The organism is Citrobacter sp. VF227 (genome assembly GCF_052950715.1).
The window spans coordinates 1-16,394 of the sequence record NZ_JBRFVF010000017.1; the positions used below are offsets into that span (position 1 = coordinate 1).

15 protein-coding genes and 2 pseudogenes are annotated in these 16,394 nt (G+C 49.9%); 13 read left to right on the forward strand and 4 right to left on the reverse strand.

Going from position 1 to position 16,394, the window contains the following annotated elements:
- Nucleotides 1-700: DUF3100 domain-containing protein (locus tag ACU8YC_RS23925; protein WP_446895814.1), on the reverse strand; the 700-nt coding region annotated here is incomplete at its 3' end.
- Between the two features lie 702 nt (nucleotides 701-1,402).
- Between ACU8YC_RS23925 and ACU8YC_RS23930 the strand changes: the two genes are divergently transcribed.
- The 3 genes from ACU8YC_RS23930 to kdgT are packed head-to-tail and all read left to right on the forward strand — an operon-like array spanning nucleotide 1,403 to nucleotide 3,693.
- Nucleotides 1,403-2,293, forward strand: a complete 891-nt coding sequence (locus ACU8YC_RS23930) for a dihydrodipicolinate synthase family protein (RefSeq protein WP_446895815.1) — start codon at nucleotides 1,403-1,405, stop codon at nucleotides 2,291-2,293.
- Between the two features lie 20 nt (nucleotides 2,294-2,313).
- Complete coding sequence (locus tag ACU8YC_RS23935) at nucleotides 2,314-2,694, forward strand: Rid family detoxifying hydrolase (RefSeq protein ID WP_446895816.1); 381 nt, start codon at nucleotides 2,314-2,316, stop codon at nucleotides 2,692-2,694.
- Between the two features lie 33 nt (nucleotides 2,695-2,727).
- A complete protein-coding gene (gene kdgT / locus ACU8YC_RS23940) occupies nucleotides 2,728-3,693 on the forward strand; it encodes a 2-keto-3-deoxygluconate transporter (protein ID WP_336284935.1) in 966 nt (321 codons plus the stop codon).
- A 46-nt stretch (nucleotides 3,694-3,739) separates the two neighbouring features.
- Here the strand turns inward: kdgT and ACU8YC_RS23945 are convergent, their stop codons facing one another.
- Entirely contained in the window at nucleotides 3,740-4,504 is a 765-nt protein-coding gene (locus tag ACU8YC_RS23945) for an IclR family transcriptional regulator (protein WP_446895817.1), read from the reverse strand.
- Between the two features lie 200 nt (nucleotides 4,505-4,704).
- Between ACU8YC_RS23945 and istA the strand changes: the two are divergent.
- A pseudogene (istA, locus tag ACU8YC_RS23950) lies at nucleotides 4,705-5,344 on the forward strand (IS21 family transposase); the annotation flags it as partial.
- Between the two features lie 133 nt (nucleotides 5,345-5,477).
- Here the strand turns inward: istA and ACU8YC_RS23955 are convergent.
- Complete coding sequence (locus ACU8YC_RS23955; RefSeq protein WP_446895818.1) at nucleotides 5,478-6,395, reverse strand: cupin domain-containing protein; 918 nt, start codon at nucleotides 6,393-6,395, stop codon at nucleotides 5,478-5,480.
- Between the two features lie 802 nt (nucleotides 6,396-7,197).
- On the opposite strand from ACU8YC_RS23955, the gene ACU8YC_RS23960 reads away from it, so the two are divergent.
- From ACU8YC_RS23960 to ACU8YC_RS23995, 8 genes and pseudogenes are all read left to right on the forward strand, one after another.
- A complete protein-coding gene (locus ACU8YC_RS23960; protein ID WP_446895819.1) occupies nucleotides 7,198-7,749 on the forward strand; it encodes a fimbrial protein in 552 nt (183 codons plus the stop codon).
- A gap of 46 nt (nucleotides 7,750-7,795) precedes the next feature.
- A complete protein-coding gene (locus ACU8YC_RS23965; protein WP_446895820.1) occupies nucleotides 7,796-8,329 on the forward strand; it encodes a fimbrial protein in 534 nt (177 codons plus the stop codon).
- A 46-nt stretch (nucleotides 8,330-8,375) separates the two neighbouring features.
- Nucleotides 8,376-9,080 (forward strand): fimbrial biogenesis chaperone, encoded by a 705-nt coding sequence (locus tag ACU8YC_RS23970; RefSeq protein ID WP_446895821.1) that lies wholly within the window; start codon nucleotides 8,376-8,378, stop codon nucleotides 9,078-9,080.
- Between the two features lie 14 nt (nucleotides 9,081-9,094).
- Complete coding sequence (locus ACU8YC_RS23975) at nucleotides 9,095-11,611, forward strand: fimbria/pilus outer membrane usher protein (RefSeq protein ID WP_446895822.1); 2,517 nt, start codon at nucleotides 9,095-9,097, stop codon at nucleotides 11,609-11,611.
- Between the two features lie 40 nt (nucleotides 11,612-11,651).
- Complete coding sequence (locus tag ACU8YC_RS23980) at nucleotides 11,652-12,734, forward strand: fimbrial protein (RefSeq protein WP_446895823.1); 1,083 nt, start codon at nucleotides 11,652-11,654, stop codon at nucleotides 12,732-12,734.
- A 438-nt stretch (nucleotides 12,735-13,172) separates the two neighbouring features.
- Nucleotides 13,173-13,238: pseudogene (locus ACU8YC_RS23985) on the forward strand (Hha/YmoA family nucleoid-associated regulatory protein); the annotation flags it as partial.
- 43 nt (nucleotides 13,239-13,281) lie between these two features.
- Nucleotides 13,282-13,992, forward strand: a complete 711-nt coding sequence (locus ACU8YC_RS23990; RefSeq protein ID WP_446895824.1) for an EAL domain-containing protein — start codon at nucleotides 13,282-13,284, stop codon at nucleotides 13,990-13,992.
- 5 nt (nucleotides 13,993-13,997) lie between these two features.
- The gene (locus ACU8YC_RS23995; RefSeq protein ID WP_446895825.1) at nucleotides 13,998-14,588 is read left to right on the forward strand and encodes a hypothetical protein; all 591 of its coding nucleotides are present in this window, start codon (nucleotides 13,998-14,000) and stop codon (nucleotides 14,586-14,588) included.
- 635 nt (nucleotides 14,589-15,223) lie between these two features.
- On the opposite strand, the gene ACU8YC_RS24000 is transcribed toward ACU8YC_RS23995, so the two are convergent.
- Complete coding sequence (locus tag ACU8YC_RS24000) at nucleotides 15,224-15,589, reverse strand: DUF4751 family protein (protein ID WP_446895826.1); 366 nt, start codon at nucleotides 15,587-15,589, stop codon at nucleotides 15,224-15,226.
- Nucleotides 15,590-15,850: 261 nt separating this feature from the next.
- Between ACU8YC_RS24000 and ACU8YC_RS24005 the strand changes: the two genes are divergently transcribed.
- Nucleotides 15,851-16,042, forward strand: coding sequence for a hypothetical protein (locus ACU8YC_RS24005; RefSeq protein ID WP_446895827.1), 192 nt, complete (start codon nucleotides 15,851-15,853; stop codon nucleotides 16,040-16,042).
- Nucleotides 16,043-16,394: the final 352 nt, after the last annotated feature.

Genomic DNA, 16,394 nt, shown 5'->3' on the forward strand with positions numbered 1-16,394 from the left:
TCAGAACCTTCTGCGCCATATCTGCATCCAGCCCGTTAATGAGGGCCCCTGAGGCGGCACTGAGCATTGAACCTGAGCCCACCCCGGAGCCGGCGGCCAGGGCGAGCGGATGCAGACCTGTCAGCGGAGCAAGACTGCCAAGGACGCTGAACCACAGGGTACCAATGACAGAGCCGCATAAATAAATGGCCAGTACCCCGATATACTCCTGTGAGCCGGTGCCAAACTTTGACTGAATCACAGCAATGGAAGGTTCCCGGCTGATTGAAGAACAGGCTCCTATGGCGCGTCGGGACAGTCCAAACCGGACCGCCAGGGGAACAGCGACCAGAACCGGCAGCAGATTACCGATTTCCTGCAACAGCAGGGGCACACCGATCTTTACGATCATCTCCAGATTAGGCACGATCATCCCGGCATACTGCGTTCCCAGAATCAGCAGGCAGTACCCCACCATTTTGCTGCAGAATGACTCTTCTTCTTTTGAAAAACATTTTCCCCAGACTTTTATTTTAGAGAGCATAAAAGAAGACGTGATAAACATTCCTATCATCACGGCAAATAACATAGGCAGTACCGGGATCACGGCAAATCCGATATTGATTTCTTTTTTTCCGATTACAACCTGAGCGATGAATATCACCAACATTACGATAACAATTGACCGGGCAACCGGTATTAATGTGCGTAGTAAAGACATAAATCCTCCTTTTTGCGCACTATATCTGTAAGGCGTTATCAGGAAAGTGAAGTATCCGGTGAATTATTTATAACCATATCGCATGATTGATAACCTTATGTATTTATTAGTGTGCAATAAAATTTTAATAGATTGAATTTAATGGTTTTAATTGTTTTCTTTGAGGGGCGGAGGGGAGTCAGTAATGACACAGGGTTTGTTGGGGCAATGCTTTTTTTGTATTGACATAAAATTACAATATTAGCTGTTTGTCAGAAAATAAAATTAATTATCCTTGGGCCACTTATTTGTGGGTATCGCAGCATGGTTATGAGCTGCGTATTCCGATTATTCCGGTCAGTGATGCTGGTGATTTCGAACGCGCTTCTCGCGCTGGTTATTTCTTACTTTGATTTTAAGTCGTCTGAACGGCTTGCGCCGGTTTACGCACTGATTCGCCTCTCAGCTCAACGCGATGTCCGTTATACACAAGCCAGACACTCAGCAGATTGAATGCTGGCCTGATGTTGACGAAAAACACCTGTTTAACTGTTTATTTCATGAACTGACGCACATTTTCCACTCATTGAATTGCATTCTTTTGTTTAGCGCCAATATACTGAATTTGTGTTCATGGTGATGGTGTTTGTGGCGGCTCAGTATTCACGTTGTCCTACGACATCAGCTGGGCAGGATACGGACAGAAAATAAAAGGAGTTATAAATGGTTGAAAAAATGAAGTTCTTCGGGGCAATCTGCCCTTCAGTTATTCCGTTTGGAGACAATGGTCAGATTGACCTGACGGCGCTGGAAAAGCATATGGCGCGTCTGTCTGATTCGGGGATTAACGGGGTTTTGCTGTCAGGAACTATCGGCGAGTTTGCCACAATGAGCATTAAAGAACGGCTGATGCTTATACGGGAGTGCCGAAAGATGAGTGATCTCCCCATGATTGCCCATGTTTCCTCCACGGTTGAAGAAGACACACTTCATCTGGCTGATGTGGCCTATGAGAATGGCTATGACGCTGTGATGATACTTCCCCAGTATTATTACGCCCAGACCCCCCGCCAGTTACTGAGTTATTTTCAGTCGCTTGACAGTAAGCTTGCCGGAGACTGGTTTATTTATAATTTCCCGGCCCGCACCGGTTGTGATGTTGATGCCGCAATTGTCAGAGAGCTGGCGCAAACCTGTCCGCGTTTCATTGGTATTAAAGACACTGTGGACTGTGCTTCTCATACACGCGCCATCATCCGTCAGGTAAAGCCTCTGAGAGAGGATTTCTCCGTATTTGCCGGATTTGATGAATATTTTGTTCCCACTCTCATGAACGGTGGCGCGGGTGTGCTGTCCGGCTTAAACAACGTCGTACCGGAACTGTTTGCTCAGATCATGCAGGCCTACAACGAGGGCAATCTGGCTGAAGTCGCCGGACTGCATCAGGAAACAGGAAGATTATCAGAGATTTATACTATCGGTGATGATTTTGTCAGTACCATCAAAACTGCGATTTCCAGAAAATATGGGTACATGAGTCCGGCTTCCCGTAATCATAATGGCCAGTTAACGACTTCTCAGGCCGCAAGCCTGGACAGCCTGCTTGGTATTTAACATCCCGGAGACAGGAAGAAATGAATAAAGAAATCATTTATACCGATAATGCTCCGAAACCCGTCGGGGCGCTCTCTCAGGCTGTGAAAGCAGGGCAAACGGTCTATCTTGCCGGTCAGGTGGGTTTCGATCCGCGGACTATGGCCGTCGTTTCTTTATGCTTTGATGCTCAGGCGCATCAGGCGTTTAAAAATCTGCAGGCTGTTGCAGAAGCCGCCGGAGGAAGCTTCAGAGATATCGTCAGGCTGAATGCGTATCTGACCGATGTGAGCCAGTTTCCCCGGTTCAATGCCATTATGTCTGAGTATTTCACCGAACCTTATCCGGCAAGGGCAACACTCGGTATCGCAGCCCTGCCGCAAAATGCAGTGATTGAAATTGAGGCAGTGATGGTGCTTTGACGACAGCACAACGAACATTAAACAGGGAACATAATGAACATAAAAAAATCGGTTGAAAAAATCCCGGGCGGGATGATGCTGGTCCCTCTGTTTCTCGGGGCTGTATTGCACACTTTCTGGCCCGGTACAGGAAAATATTTTGGTTCGTTCACTAACGGCATGATCACCGGTGTGGTGCCCATTCTGGCGGTGTGGTTGTTCTGTATGGGGGCATCAATCAAAATCAGTGCCACCGGCACCGTTCTCAAAAAATCCGGAACGCTGGTTGCCACCAAAACGGGTACAGCCTGGGCCTGTGCCTTTATTTTTGCCCAGCTGTTACCGGAAGATGGAATGGTCAAAACGGGGTTCTTTGCAGGATTATCCGTTCTCGCCATTGTCGCTGCGATGGATATGACCAATGCCGGACTCTATGCTTCGCTGATGCAGGAATACGGTACAAAAGAGGAAGCGGGAGCCTCTGTCCTTATTGCACTCGAATCCGGTCCGTTGATGACCATGATTATTCTGGGCTCTGCCGGACTGGCTACCTTTGAACCCGAACATCTGGCGGGGGTGCTTATTCCTTTCCTAATCGGGTTTATACTGGGTAACCTTGACCCCGATCTCCGGGAGCTGTTTTCAAAAGCCACGAAAAGTCTGATCCCGTTCTTTGCCTTTGCTCTGGGTAACACTATTAATCTTGGCGTCATTATTGATACCGGACTGCTGGGGATCATCATGGCACTGGCGGTGATCGTCATCACGGGTGTACCTTTGATTATTATGGATATCGTGTTGGGTAAGGGGCGTGGTACAGCAGGTATTGCTGCGTCAAGCACCGCCGGTGCAGCAGTCGCCACACCGCTACTGGTCGCAGAGATTGCCCCGGATTTTGCTGAAGCCGCTCCGGCGGCAACCACACTGGTTGCATCCTGCGTGGTGATCACTTCCATTGTTGTACCGGTCATTACCGCGCTGTGGGCAAAACACTGCGCTGCACGATTCAGAACAACCTGACAGAGATGTCCGTCTGCCGCTTATCAGGAGCGGCAGACGGGTGGCATCAAATCCCGGCTAATTTCTCAGACATGATTTCTGCTGCTTTCATGACCTCTTTTGAGTATTCAGGTATTTTATCTTCAGGCATCTGGAAGCGCACGCCGGATAGACTTATTGCCGCAACGACATGATGGTTCCTGTCAAACACCGGGGCAGCGATACAGGTGACATCATCGACATCCTCCTGATTATCAAACGCCCATCCCTGACGGCGAATCAAATCCAGTTCTGTCTTTAACGCTGTTCGGGTGGTGATTGTGCGGGCTGTGAATGCAGGAAGCCGCTCATCAGGTAAAAGGGCATCCACTCTGTCCTCCGGTAGCCAGGCAAGCAGCACTTTTCCCAGAGAAGAGCTGTGCAGGGAAAGACGTTTCCCGGTCCAGCTGCGAACAATAATCGCATTCCTGCTCTCTTTTTTTGCCAGATAAATGCCCGTATTGCCGTCCAGAATACCAAGATGACAGGCAAGACGTGTCCGGTCACGAAGAAAAATGAGTGATTCCTCAGCCAGTTCACGAAAATCAAAATCCTGTATGGATTTGTTACCCAGTTCGTAGAAAATCAGGCCCAGAAAATACCGACTGTTTTTTTGTCTCAAAAAACCATGGGCAGTGAGACTGGCGAGTAACGCAGACGTCGTGCTTTGAGGTAATCCGACATTCTGGTGAACTTCACTGTATGACGCGGATCCTTTTTCCGCAATAAAATGAAATATTCTGGCAGCTTTATCAATTGCAGGCGTTTTAGTTGAAATCATATCCGCTGACATCAGTAAGACCTCTGTTTATTGAATCCCGGAAATGTAAAGAACCCCATCATACTGACACAAAGAGTATTTTTTCAAAACTCATCACCGGGGGTGAGCAACAATTTATTCCTGATGTCCAGCCAGAACTCAGAGCAATACACACGATTGTCGTCTCATATCAACTCTTCCCCTTCGCACGCTCATCAGACAAAAAAGAAAACGGATACCACCTCGAGCACGACTGGGGCGAAGTCGAGGTGGAGGTTGCCGGGAAACGGTGCAAAGTTAACTTCGCGGTTAATACGCTGGGGTTCTCCCGCCGCTTCCATGTCTTCGCCGCGCCAAAGCAGGATGCTGAGCACACCTACGAGTCTCTGGTTCGCGCCTTCCGCTACTTTGGTGGCAGTGTAAAAACGGTGCTGGTTGATAACCAGAAAGCCGCGGTGCTGAAGAATAACAACGGGAAAGTGGTGTTCAACTCCGGGTTCCTGTTGCTGGCCGACCACTATGACTTCCTGCCCGGGCCTGCCGTCCTCGCAGGGCCAGAACCAAAGGCAAAGTGAAACGGATGGTGAAATATCTTAAGGAGAGCTTCTTCGTCCGGTACCGCAGGTTCGACAGCGTCACCCATGTAAATCATCAACTGGAGCAGTGAATGGCTGAAGTTGCTGATAAACGGGAGCTTCGCCAGTTCAGACAAACACCAGAGCAGCGCTTCGCGCTGGAACAGGAGCATCTGCAGCCGCTGCCAGATACGGACTTCGATACCAGCCACTTCGACATCCGCCATGTGTCCTGGGACAGCTATATCGAAGTTGGCGGCAATCGTTACAGCGTTCCCAAACGCTGTGTGGTCGGCCCGGAAAAAATGACCTGACGTTATTGCTCCGGGCGAGGAGGGGTTGTGATTGCCGGGTAACGCTCTCAGGCAGTACAGCCGGGATTTACCTGCAGAAACAGGACGCCGGCTTTGCGGTTCGGTTTATGACAGACTTTACTGATATGCTCTGTTCTGATCAGCAACAGAGAACATTCTGGCGCACTCCGCGGGGGTGGAGGCGGTGATTTTTTTGAAGGCTTTATAAAAACCGGGGAGTGACTCATAACCCACTCGAGGCGCAACAATATCCACGGTATGCCCCCTCCTTAGCAGGTTTACTGCGACATTAACACGCAACCGCATGACCAGCTCATTCGGACTATAACCACTGATACTCTGTATCTTCCTGATGAATGTAGAACGACTCATCTGCAAACGTTCAGCCATATACTCAATTGACCACTCCTCATGCGGGTTTCTGACGATATCCAGAAACAGCGCAGCAAACTCTTTTTGCCGGGAAGCCAGCAGCAAATTAACATCGACAAGATGTTCCGCCATCACCTCTTCAATGACATAGACCAGTAACAGGTCGGTTAACCGGGTAATAGCCAGTTCGCTGTCAGTACCAGAATGCAGACATTCAAGCTTTAACAACTCGAGTAATGTGCGAATCCTTGCACTGCCTCTCATTTCAGGTCTGATGAGCAGATATTCAGGCATCATGGCGAACAACAACTCACTTTGTGGGTTTTTGGGGTGTAAAAAACCACACAACAGAGCAGTTTCATTCGTTACAGCATCACCGAAAGGCAACATTGCTTTTTCGGGCAATGCTTCCGGGGAGAAAGAGGGGGATGACTGAAGACTGAAAGGAATACAGGAAAAAAAAAAGACGATGTCACCTTCTGAAAGTGCAGTGTCGCCCTGTTTTTCCCCCAGAGAAAGCCAGCATTCTCCCTCCAGTACTACATGGAAGCTTGCATTGCCGGTTTCATAACTTGAGGCTTTCCACTGTTCACAATAACGGCCCAGGTGAAAAACGGAAGTTGCTGCATGAGACTGTTGAGATAACCAGGTTTTGATATCCATACTGCATCTCCTTAAATGATAATGATAAACAGTCAACGATTTTCAGGCATCGCTGTACGTAATAACTATACACGTACGAATGAAAATCAGCAGCAGGAGTAAAAAAGCAAAAAAAAGCCCACCACCTTAAAAAAATAAAATCATTAAGTTATATGTTTCCGTAACCAGCTTGTCGGGTGGGGATAAAAAACACACCTCTGTCAGTCCATTCCTGGCCCTTCCGGCGCAGGGACACAGGTTCAGGCGTTTTGTACTCAAATTTTGTCGTTCCCGGTGAACATGTTTCGAATTCCCCAACATGGTCCGCCATGGTCCCCTTCAGTTTTAGCGTCGTGCGCCTTTTGTATTCGCAACCACAGTATGTCGTTCAATGACAGGGATTCTGACTGTCCATTTCGTATCTGAGATTCGCCTGCAGCAGGCTTCAGAGCGCCATGAAGGTCTGACCTGTTTTTTTTTGCTTGTATTGGGAAAAAATTTTGCACCTTTTTTTTGCATATTTATGCGAATTTTATGCAGCCTGGTATCCTGTATCCACTTTTTCTGTATGTGTTTATCTCTTATCCATTTATCCTGAAATGTCACTATTGTCCGAAAGTTGACATTTTTATTTACAGCCTCTGATATAAAAGTAATAACCTGGTTTATTTTTTGAATAATACATTTATTTACCCCTCGTTATTTATCAAAAAACACCATATTGCTATTTTTTTATTTCCAGTGATAATAAGTTCAGCTTTTCAGGAAAATGAGGTTTCCAGGAAAAGCACCGCAACCCGTTTTAATTTTCAGGAAAGACATTATGAAAAAAATCATCGCTATTGCTGCCCTGGGCGGCGTATTTGTTGTCTCTGCCGTTCAGGCGGCGGGGAATGGCACCATTAACTTCACCGGCGCAGTAAATAATCAGACCTGTAACGCCACCGTAAACGGGGCAACCGGTGCCACCGCCGCGGCTGTTGCACTGCCGACAGTTCAGGCTAATGTTCTGGGTACGGCGGGGAATACTGCTGGTCAGACTGCCTTTAAAATGGATGTGACCGGATGTGCAGCCACCAACCCGACCGGCGCAGGCACTGTTAAGGCATTCTTTGAAAAAGGTCCCAATGTCGACGCCAACGGCCGGCTGATTAACACCACCGCAGGTGGGGCGTCCAATGTGGTTCTGGAACTCGTGGACGGCACCGGCAATACTCCGATTAAAGCCGGAGATATTGCTCAGAACACCGGTAATTTCGTGGCTATTTCTGGCGGCAATGCCACCCTGCCGTATTCGGTCCGTTATTATGCTACCGGGGCAGCCACTGCAGGGGCGGTGACATCCAGCGTCACCTATTCCCTGATTTATAATTAATAACATTAAGTTGACTTATATCCTGCAATTTAAAGGGAGAGTCGGCATGCGTAATATCCTGCCTGCATCACTTTTATTTATACTGCCTTTTACAGCCCAGGCTGATGGCACCGGAAATATTAATTTTTCCGGACGTTTAAGCTCAGTCACCTGTAATGCCAGTATTAACGGCGGCGGTAATAACGCCACCGTTATATTACCGACCGTTCAGGCATCCAGTCTGGCCGCGGCCGGTAATAATGCCGGCCAGACCGGATTTACCGTCACCATTTCGGGATGTAATGCGGCCGGGAATTTACGGGCTTATTTTGAAAATGGCGCAACCGTCGACTCAGCCAGCGGACGGCTAAAGAACACGGCAGCGTCGGGGGCCGCCACGGCGGTTCAGCTTGAGTTGCTGGATGGCTCGCAAAACTATACGCCGGTGAATATCGGCAACAGCAACCAGAATAACGCGGGTTTTATCCCGATAGCCGGTGCGACCGTCACCCTGCCGTATGCGGTGCGTTATTACGCCACCGGGACGGCAGGCGCGGGAGCTGTGACCTCTTCCGTCACTTATTCCGTTATTTATAAATAATATCCGGGAACCCTGAAAGGGGTTCCCCCTTTAAAGGTTTACCATCATGACACTGACACGTTTCTTTCCCGCAACAGCGTTACTCCTGGTTGCCGGTATACCGGCAGCGTTTGCCAGTATACAAATCAGTGCCACACGGGTGATTTATCACGCCGCGGAAAAGGATGTCAGTGTGCAGATAACCAACCCGGGTAAATATCCGGTTCTCCTTCAGAGCTGGACGGACGATGGCCATCCGGATATCCGCCCGGATACCCTGCGCACCCCGTTTATTCTCACGCCGCCCCTGACGCGGGTCAATGCAGATGCAGGTCAGACGCTGCGTCTGTCCTATACCGGTACCCCGCTGCCGGCCGATCGCGAAAGTGTCTACTGGCTCAATGTACTGGAAATTCCGCCTGTCGGGGAGAAGGGCAGCAATCAGGTGCAGGTGGCTTTCCGCTCACGCATCAAGCTTTTTTACCGTCCGGCCGGGCTGGATGACAAAGGGGCACAGGATGCCATTGCACAGCTACGCTGGCATGCAATGGGAAATAAAATCGTCCTGAGCAACCCGACGCCGTATTACGTTTCTGCCGTGGCCGTCACCCTGAACCGTGGCGGTAAAAAAACGTCCATACCTGCCGATATGCTGGCCCCGAACGGCAGTGCGGAATTTAGTCTTCCCACCGGAGTGAATGCAGACAGTGTGACTGTTGATGCGATGAATGATTACGGTGCTTCGGTTACCGCCCCGGTAAGTCGTCTGTAGAGGGGAGAGCCAACATGTGTAAAACACTTCTTGCTGAGCTGCTGTCGGCAGGGCGGCCCGTTGCCCGGATATCTGTCTGCCTGATGGTCATCACCACCACATCCGCGATAGCGGCAGATACAGCCCCCGGAGATGTGGAGTTTAACACCACCTTCCTGGACAGTGCCTATACAGCCGGTGTGGATCTGCAGCAATTTTCACGAAGCAACGGCATGCTGGCCGGGGAGTATCTGACTGATGTCTGGCTGAATGATGAGCTGCTGGGTACAGAAAAACTGACCTTCAGCAAAATGGCTGACGGAAAGGTGGCGGTATGCATGACACCGGCACTGCTGGCACGTCTGAATGTCCGGGCTTCCGCCCTGCACAATACCGACAAATTAACTGCCGGACAGTGTACCCCTGTGGAGCAGGTTATCCCCTCTGCACGCCTGACATGGGACAGCGGTCAGCAAAAGCTGGTCATTGCCGTCCCCCAGGAGGATATGGAGAAAACAGCCCGCGGCAGTGTGCCGCCCTCCCTGTGGCAGAACGGCAGTCTGGCGGCCTTTACCGCGTATAACGCCAGCGCCTACCAGTCAGAATCCGGCGGGGAGACCTTTAACTCGCAGTATCTGAGTCTGAACAGCGGCGTCAACGTGGGGGGCTGGTATCTGCGTCATAATGGTAGCCTGACCAGTCAGACAGGCAGCGGCAGCCGGTATCAGAGCATTAACACCTATATTCAGCATGACGTCACACCGGTTCGGGGGCGTTTTCTGGCCGGCCAGGCGAACACCTCCGGGCGTCTGTTTGACTCACTGTCCTTTACCGGCGTGTCATTATTCAGCGATGACCAGATGCTGCCGGAATCACAACGGGGTTATGCCCCCGACATACGTGGTATTGCACGCAGCAGCGCGCGCGTGACCGTCCGTCAGGGTGGCAATGTCATTTATGAGACCACCGTTCCGGCGGGAGCTTTTGTGATTAACGACCTGTATCCCACCGGTTATGGCGGTGACCTCAGTGTGACCGTTCGTGAAGCCGATGGCAGCGAAAGTACGTTTCTGGTGCCTTACGCGTCGGTGGCAGACCTGCTGCGTCCGGGGGCTTCCCGGTATGAAGCGGTGGCGGGAAAGTACCGTCGGCCGGACGGACGGGATGGTCAGCCTTTTTATCAGGCCTCCTGGCAGCAGGGTATCACCAACACCCTGACGTTGTACGGCGGCGGGCAGTTCAGTGACGGTTACCAGTCGTTTCAGGCCGGCAGTGCGGTGTCGACTCCGCTGGGGGCCCTGGCCCTCGATGTGACACAGGCCAGAACCTCCACGGTCAGGGATACGCTGAGCGGGCAGAGTTATCGTATCACCTACAACAAGCTGGTCTCTGACACACAGAGCAATATCGCGCTGGCCGCCTACCGTTTTTCCACGCGCGATTATCTGGATTTTGCGCAGGCCATGGAGTACCAGAATCTGCAAAAAGGCGATGTGGTTTCAGCCGGTGTGCTTTACAGAACCAAAAACCGTTACAGCCTGACCCTGAGCCAGGGCCTGGCTGAAGGCTGGGGGACCCTGTCTGTCACGGGTCTGTCGCAGAACTACTGGGACCGTGCCGGTAATGACATGCAGTACCAGTTCGGTTATTCCAGCCGCTGGAAGCGGGTGAGTTACTCGCTGACGGCAGCGCGTAACCGGGCTCCGGAAGGAAGTATGCAAACCAGCTGGCTGGTATCCTTCAGCGTCCCGCTGGGTGAGGAACATCCGGTGACGTTCAGTTCGGCGGTATCCCATGACAGTGGCGCTGGTCTGGCAGAGCAGGTTTCACTGGCCGGAACGGCGGGTGAAAGACAGGAGATGAACTGGGGCGTGTCAGGCACCCACAGCGAGCAGGGAGGCAGTACCGCCAGCGTCAGTGGACAGTATCTGTCCCCGTGGACATCCATAAATGCTTCTGCCGGGGCCGGCAGGGATAATCGCACTCTGTCTGCAGGACTGTCCGGGGCGGTGGTGGCCCACCCTCACGGGGTGACACTGACACCTTACACAGGTGACACCTGGGTCGTGGTCAATGCCCCGGGGGCAGCAGGGGCAGAAGTGAGCAGTTATCCGGGGCTGAAACTGGACCACTGGGGCAATGCTGTGATGCCGGCGTCAATGCCGTATCAGCGAAATCAGGTCAGTCTTGACCCGAAAGGCCTGTCAGACCGTGTGGAGCTGGAAAGTACCACCCGGAATGTTATACCGCGAGCCGGTGCAGTGGTGGTGGCGGAGTTTGCCACACAACAGGGTTATGCCCTCTTACTGACGCCGGACCGGCCTGAAGATGGACTCCCCTTTGGCGCCACGGTCACGGACAGTCAGGGTAACCCCGTCGGCATGTCAGGCCAGGGGGGAACCGTATATGCCCGGGTGAGCGACAAGACTGGGCGGTTGTTCGCCACGGTGAAGGGAGGGGGGAAAGCGACCACCTGCATTATGCCTTTCAGTGTGACGGAGGAGACCAGAGCCATGCAACAAATTACCTATACCTGCAAACAGTCATTCTAAAAATGACACCGACACCGCTTCTGCGGACAAAGGAGAAAATATGTACAGACGACTGCATTTCAATACAGTCCGGCGGTTACTTCGTGCTGCGCTGGCCATCTGCGGGATGCTTACTGCCAGCCACGCACTCGCAGTTTGTACCACGGGTGGGCAGTATACCGTCCAGGTCCCGCTCCAGGCCGCCACATTCAGTGCCGGCTCAGAGTTTCCCACTGGCAGTAATATCCGCGTACAGCAGGTAAGAGGATTTGGCACTGTGGTGGCCAGTTGCACTAATGCAAATGCTTACGTCAGAATGAGTACTCTGGGGGGCACGCTGTACCCGGGACAGAGCAATATCTACCAGACGGGAATAGAAGGACTGGGGGTGCGTTTTCGTAATCCTTTTGAAAACAAATACTATCCTTTCAATACCACTTACCTGAGTGGACAGATTAACTCGGGAGGGTGGCTGGATTTCACTATTGAACTGGTCAAAATGGGTCCCATTACCGCCGGCTCTGTCAATACCGCATTATTTCCTCAGATAAGAATTGATGCCATGGATGCAGATAATATCCCGGTCAGAGCTGCATATCACACCATTACCGGTGGTTTTACCCTGCAGTCCCCGTCCTGTACCACACCCAACTTTACTTGGGACCTTGGGACCACCAACACAACCGTGCTAAAAAATCAGGGAGATGCAACGTCATGGACAGATACCCCTGTGACCCTGACAGGATGCTCAGCGTTTCTCGGGAATAACAGTAACGGCAGTTACACCCAATATAATATTCAGTCCGGTGCCAGTTCTGGCACGCTTTCCCAGTCAGGAAGTATAGCCCCCAACAGACTGACCATGACACTGACACCCAATACATCTGCCATTGATGCCGTGAATGGCATTGTGGGGCTGGACAGTTCAGCCACGGCGACAGGCTTTGGCGTTCAGGTTGCATCAAAACAGTCAGGGACCTATATCGCACAGAACCTGAACGGCAGCATCATTGTGACACCGGCTGTGGGTGACAGCAGTGGTACCGTCAGTTTTCCACTGGGGGCCAGGATAATCCGGACCAGCAGTACCGTTCAGGGGGGGAGTGTAAGTACCAGTCTGACCTATACCATTACTTATCAGTAAGTGTTTTTTCACACATATGCTTACTGACATTAACGAAATGACTATCCGGACAAATTCCCGGATAAGGCTTCCGGGTGCAGTAGCACAGCAGGCAAATGAGTCCGGCGCCTGCTGAAATACTCAAACGCAAAATAAAAATGTTAAAAAGCAGAGTTTCAGTCTGTTTCTGAGACAGAGAAAAAAGCGGTTATCCCTTTACCGGCATCACCACGGACATAAATATCCGCGAGCTACGCTTTGCCAGCTTCCGGAAAACCTGTGAACCGGATAAATAGAATTTAACACAGAGGAGAAACCGAAATGAATAAGGCTGACTGGTTAATTCTCTTTAGCCAGTGCACAACGCTCTGTGAGCTGGAAACACTGGTTAATAAGTATTTCTGACAGCTTTCTGTCGATGAACTGGAGCATTTTAACTCTGCATCAGATCACCGGTGAGCAGAGCTGACCATGGGCAGACTGTTCGATAAAGTGCCGGCGTCAGTCTGGAGACACATAAAATAAAACGTGCCGGGTGACTTTATTGCAGAAAATACAGAGGGAATAGATGATAACGTCATATAAACAGCACTACCTCTGCGAACCCGTTTACACCCTGACCGGGCGTCTTAAAGCGGTGGAATTACTGACTGTATTTACCACCACTGAAGGAACACGAATATCCTGGAATGAGGTGACTGATATTCTGACGCCGGAATATAAATGGCTGAATTTTGTCCGGCAGCTGTGTTGTGTCCGACAATACCGGGACTGGTTTCTCCGTCACGATATTGCCGCATCCCTGAATCTTGATGAGGAGACGGCGCTGAGCCTGGTTCGCGATGAAGATGTCCTTAATCTTCTTTCACAGCTGACTTGTGTCAGGCTGGAAATCAATGAATGTTTTTCATCTTCGGATAAGGAAAAGCACAGACTGCTGGGGCGACTGCGGCAACATGCTGCGTTATGGCTGGATGATGTTGGGTCAGGTCACCTGAATAATTTCGACCTGCTTGTCAGGGGCTTTTTCAGTGGTGCAAAAATGGATAAATCCTTTTTCTGGCAGAGTCATGACACAGATACCGCTCTGTTTGGGAAGGTTATTCGCGACCTGGTGCGATTTGCTGGTCAGGTGGTGGTGGAGGGCATTGAGAAGCCGGAGCACCTGTTAACTCTGGCCGGTACCCCACACTGCTGGCTGCAGGGTTATCTTTTCAGGGGAGCAGAAATAGCATTTCTGCAGAACATCCCATTAATGGTAAATAAAATGGGGGCGTAATCGTCATGATTATGTTGCGTTCAAATAAAAAAAACGAACATGTGTATCTGATCGTCACACAGGACGGAATGTTTTTTCAGGGAATATCCACTCTGGCTGGGGCAAAATTTTGTGTTCATATACGCCAGGAACAGGATATCTGTCTTCATCGTCACCGAAAGGCTGTCGTGATTATTGATACCCTGATGAATAATATATTTCACAACCCGATGGCTGAATGCCTGAAAAGACTGGAGCCCACGCGGATTATTATTCTTTCACCCTTCGGAGTAAGTCGGTTGTTTCCGGGGGAGATGGTAATCTTCATTTCCCGTGATGTTCATGCTGCCCTCCTCTCTCAGGTACTGTTTAACGGAGATGATGTCAGGAGCCCCAAAATTTACTTTACAAAAACACAACACAGAATAATCACATCTTTTCTGAGGCTGAATAATGCCCGTCGTATTGCTGCAGAAATGGATATTGCTCAAAAAACGCTGAACTGTCATCAGTATCATATTATGCTGCTACTGAATCTCAGAAAGTTCAGCCTGCTACTTACTCATTCGTTTGCCCCTTATTTCCGTCATATTGACAGTATACAGGGAGTGAAATAAGGGGATTGCGTATTTTCATGAAAGGAGAACATCCAATAACATCCATCGAGATCGGGTAATAACGGCGTTTTTCAAGGTGGTTGTCGCTTTTTGTAATAAAGTTACGTTATGCCGTTTCTTTTTGTGGCCTGAGGGCCAATGGACGAAAACGTACGTTGTGACGTAACTATATGATCTTAAGTCCTTAAATTCGCGGAGCTATCGAACAGATTTACGTTGATGTGATTACCGGGTTTACTAACGCTGGAAGTACCTGAAACTACGTGGGTACTGGCATCAATGAAAAGAGTAAACAAAGCCGTTGTTTTCTTTACTCGCTGAATCTGCTCACAAAATACACCTGGCGTACGATCTCGTACGGTTGAGCGTCGACCCCCTGGCAGAGCCGGGACAAAACGACGACACAGTAAATGATGAGGCCATCGGATTGCGGGGCCCTTATTACCGTTCAGCTATTCGGGTACCGTGCACATTTCCCTGAAAAGGACAATATATTGCTTACAAAACATTAACTATAAAATAGTTAATGTTTTGTAATAAGTTGCTGACACCGATATTTATGGTCAGGATATTTTAAAGCGATGATTCAATTTCCTGACCATCAGGTTAATCGTGTATATCAGAGTAAAAACATGTCACTCATCATACCACTCAGCAAAACTCCCCTCATAAAGATTATTATCGCCACTGATATAATGAATCACTGTGTCATGGTGGCCACGAGAGGTGTCACCTTCAGGAGAGTGAAAGAAAACATAATCTTTAATGGTTGCCTGCCATTTCTGGCCATCTCTGGAAATATAATTAATAATAGTATCTTTGTGACCTTCATGTCTTTTTCCCTGATGCCAGTGGAAAAAGTTATTCCCATTGTCAGTCACTTCAGCAAACCAGAGGCTGGGGTCATTCCACGTTTTATATGCGATAAATTTACTTGCTGTTTTTACCGTCTTGTCTGAAATGAGTGCATTTACAAAAACGGGCTTGTTGTATTTTGACATATTCATTCCTTTGGGGTTATTAATACCGGTTTGTTTTTACCATGGCTTAAGCTTAATTAAAAGTAAATTTATCTTTACTGTCAGGGACAGTTTTATCTGAGGGTTTAATATATCACTCAGTGCTATTTATTATTTGATACAGTTCACATACAGGAAATTGAAACCCTTTATCTCCGGGGCCGGTGGCTGAAATTTAATCATGGTCTGTTGTCATGTGATGACCGACTGCGCCGCCAGCGTCTTACCCCGGATGTCTGTGTTGTGTATATTCCCAAATCCGCACTCGAAAAGGCGTTCTCTGAGGAGGGGAAACAGACCGCCCCCGTGCCGGTCAGAATCACCGGGAACGTGGCAGCCTTTGCCGTACTGCTCGCCTCCTGTGGCTGGCAGGTTCAGCCTTCTCCGGAGCCTGATGTTCTGTTTCTGCAGGCCTGTCCCGGCGGTACTGTGTGACAACATGATTATCCTTCGAAAACCGTCCTTCCCCGGCTGGCACAATAACGTCAGGTCATTTTTCCCGGACTGACGCTTTATATGATTCCGGACAATGTGCAGGACGCGCCGGTTCATTATTCTCGGCGTCTGACATTATTTACCGTGACCGTCTTCCGGTTACGGCGCGGAGATATATCCTGCCCGCGAAACGGACTGCCGTAAAACAGCCATCCTCCGGCTCACACGCGCAGACCGGGTGTACGGCTCTGCAGGCTGTCAGAGCCGTTTGTGTCAGGCATCTGCCATCAGTGATGATTATCTGAACAAATATAAGGAAATACAGAATGCGTTCATTCCGGTACCACCGCTT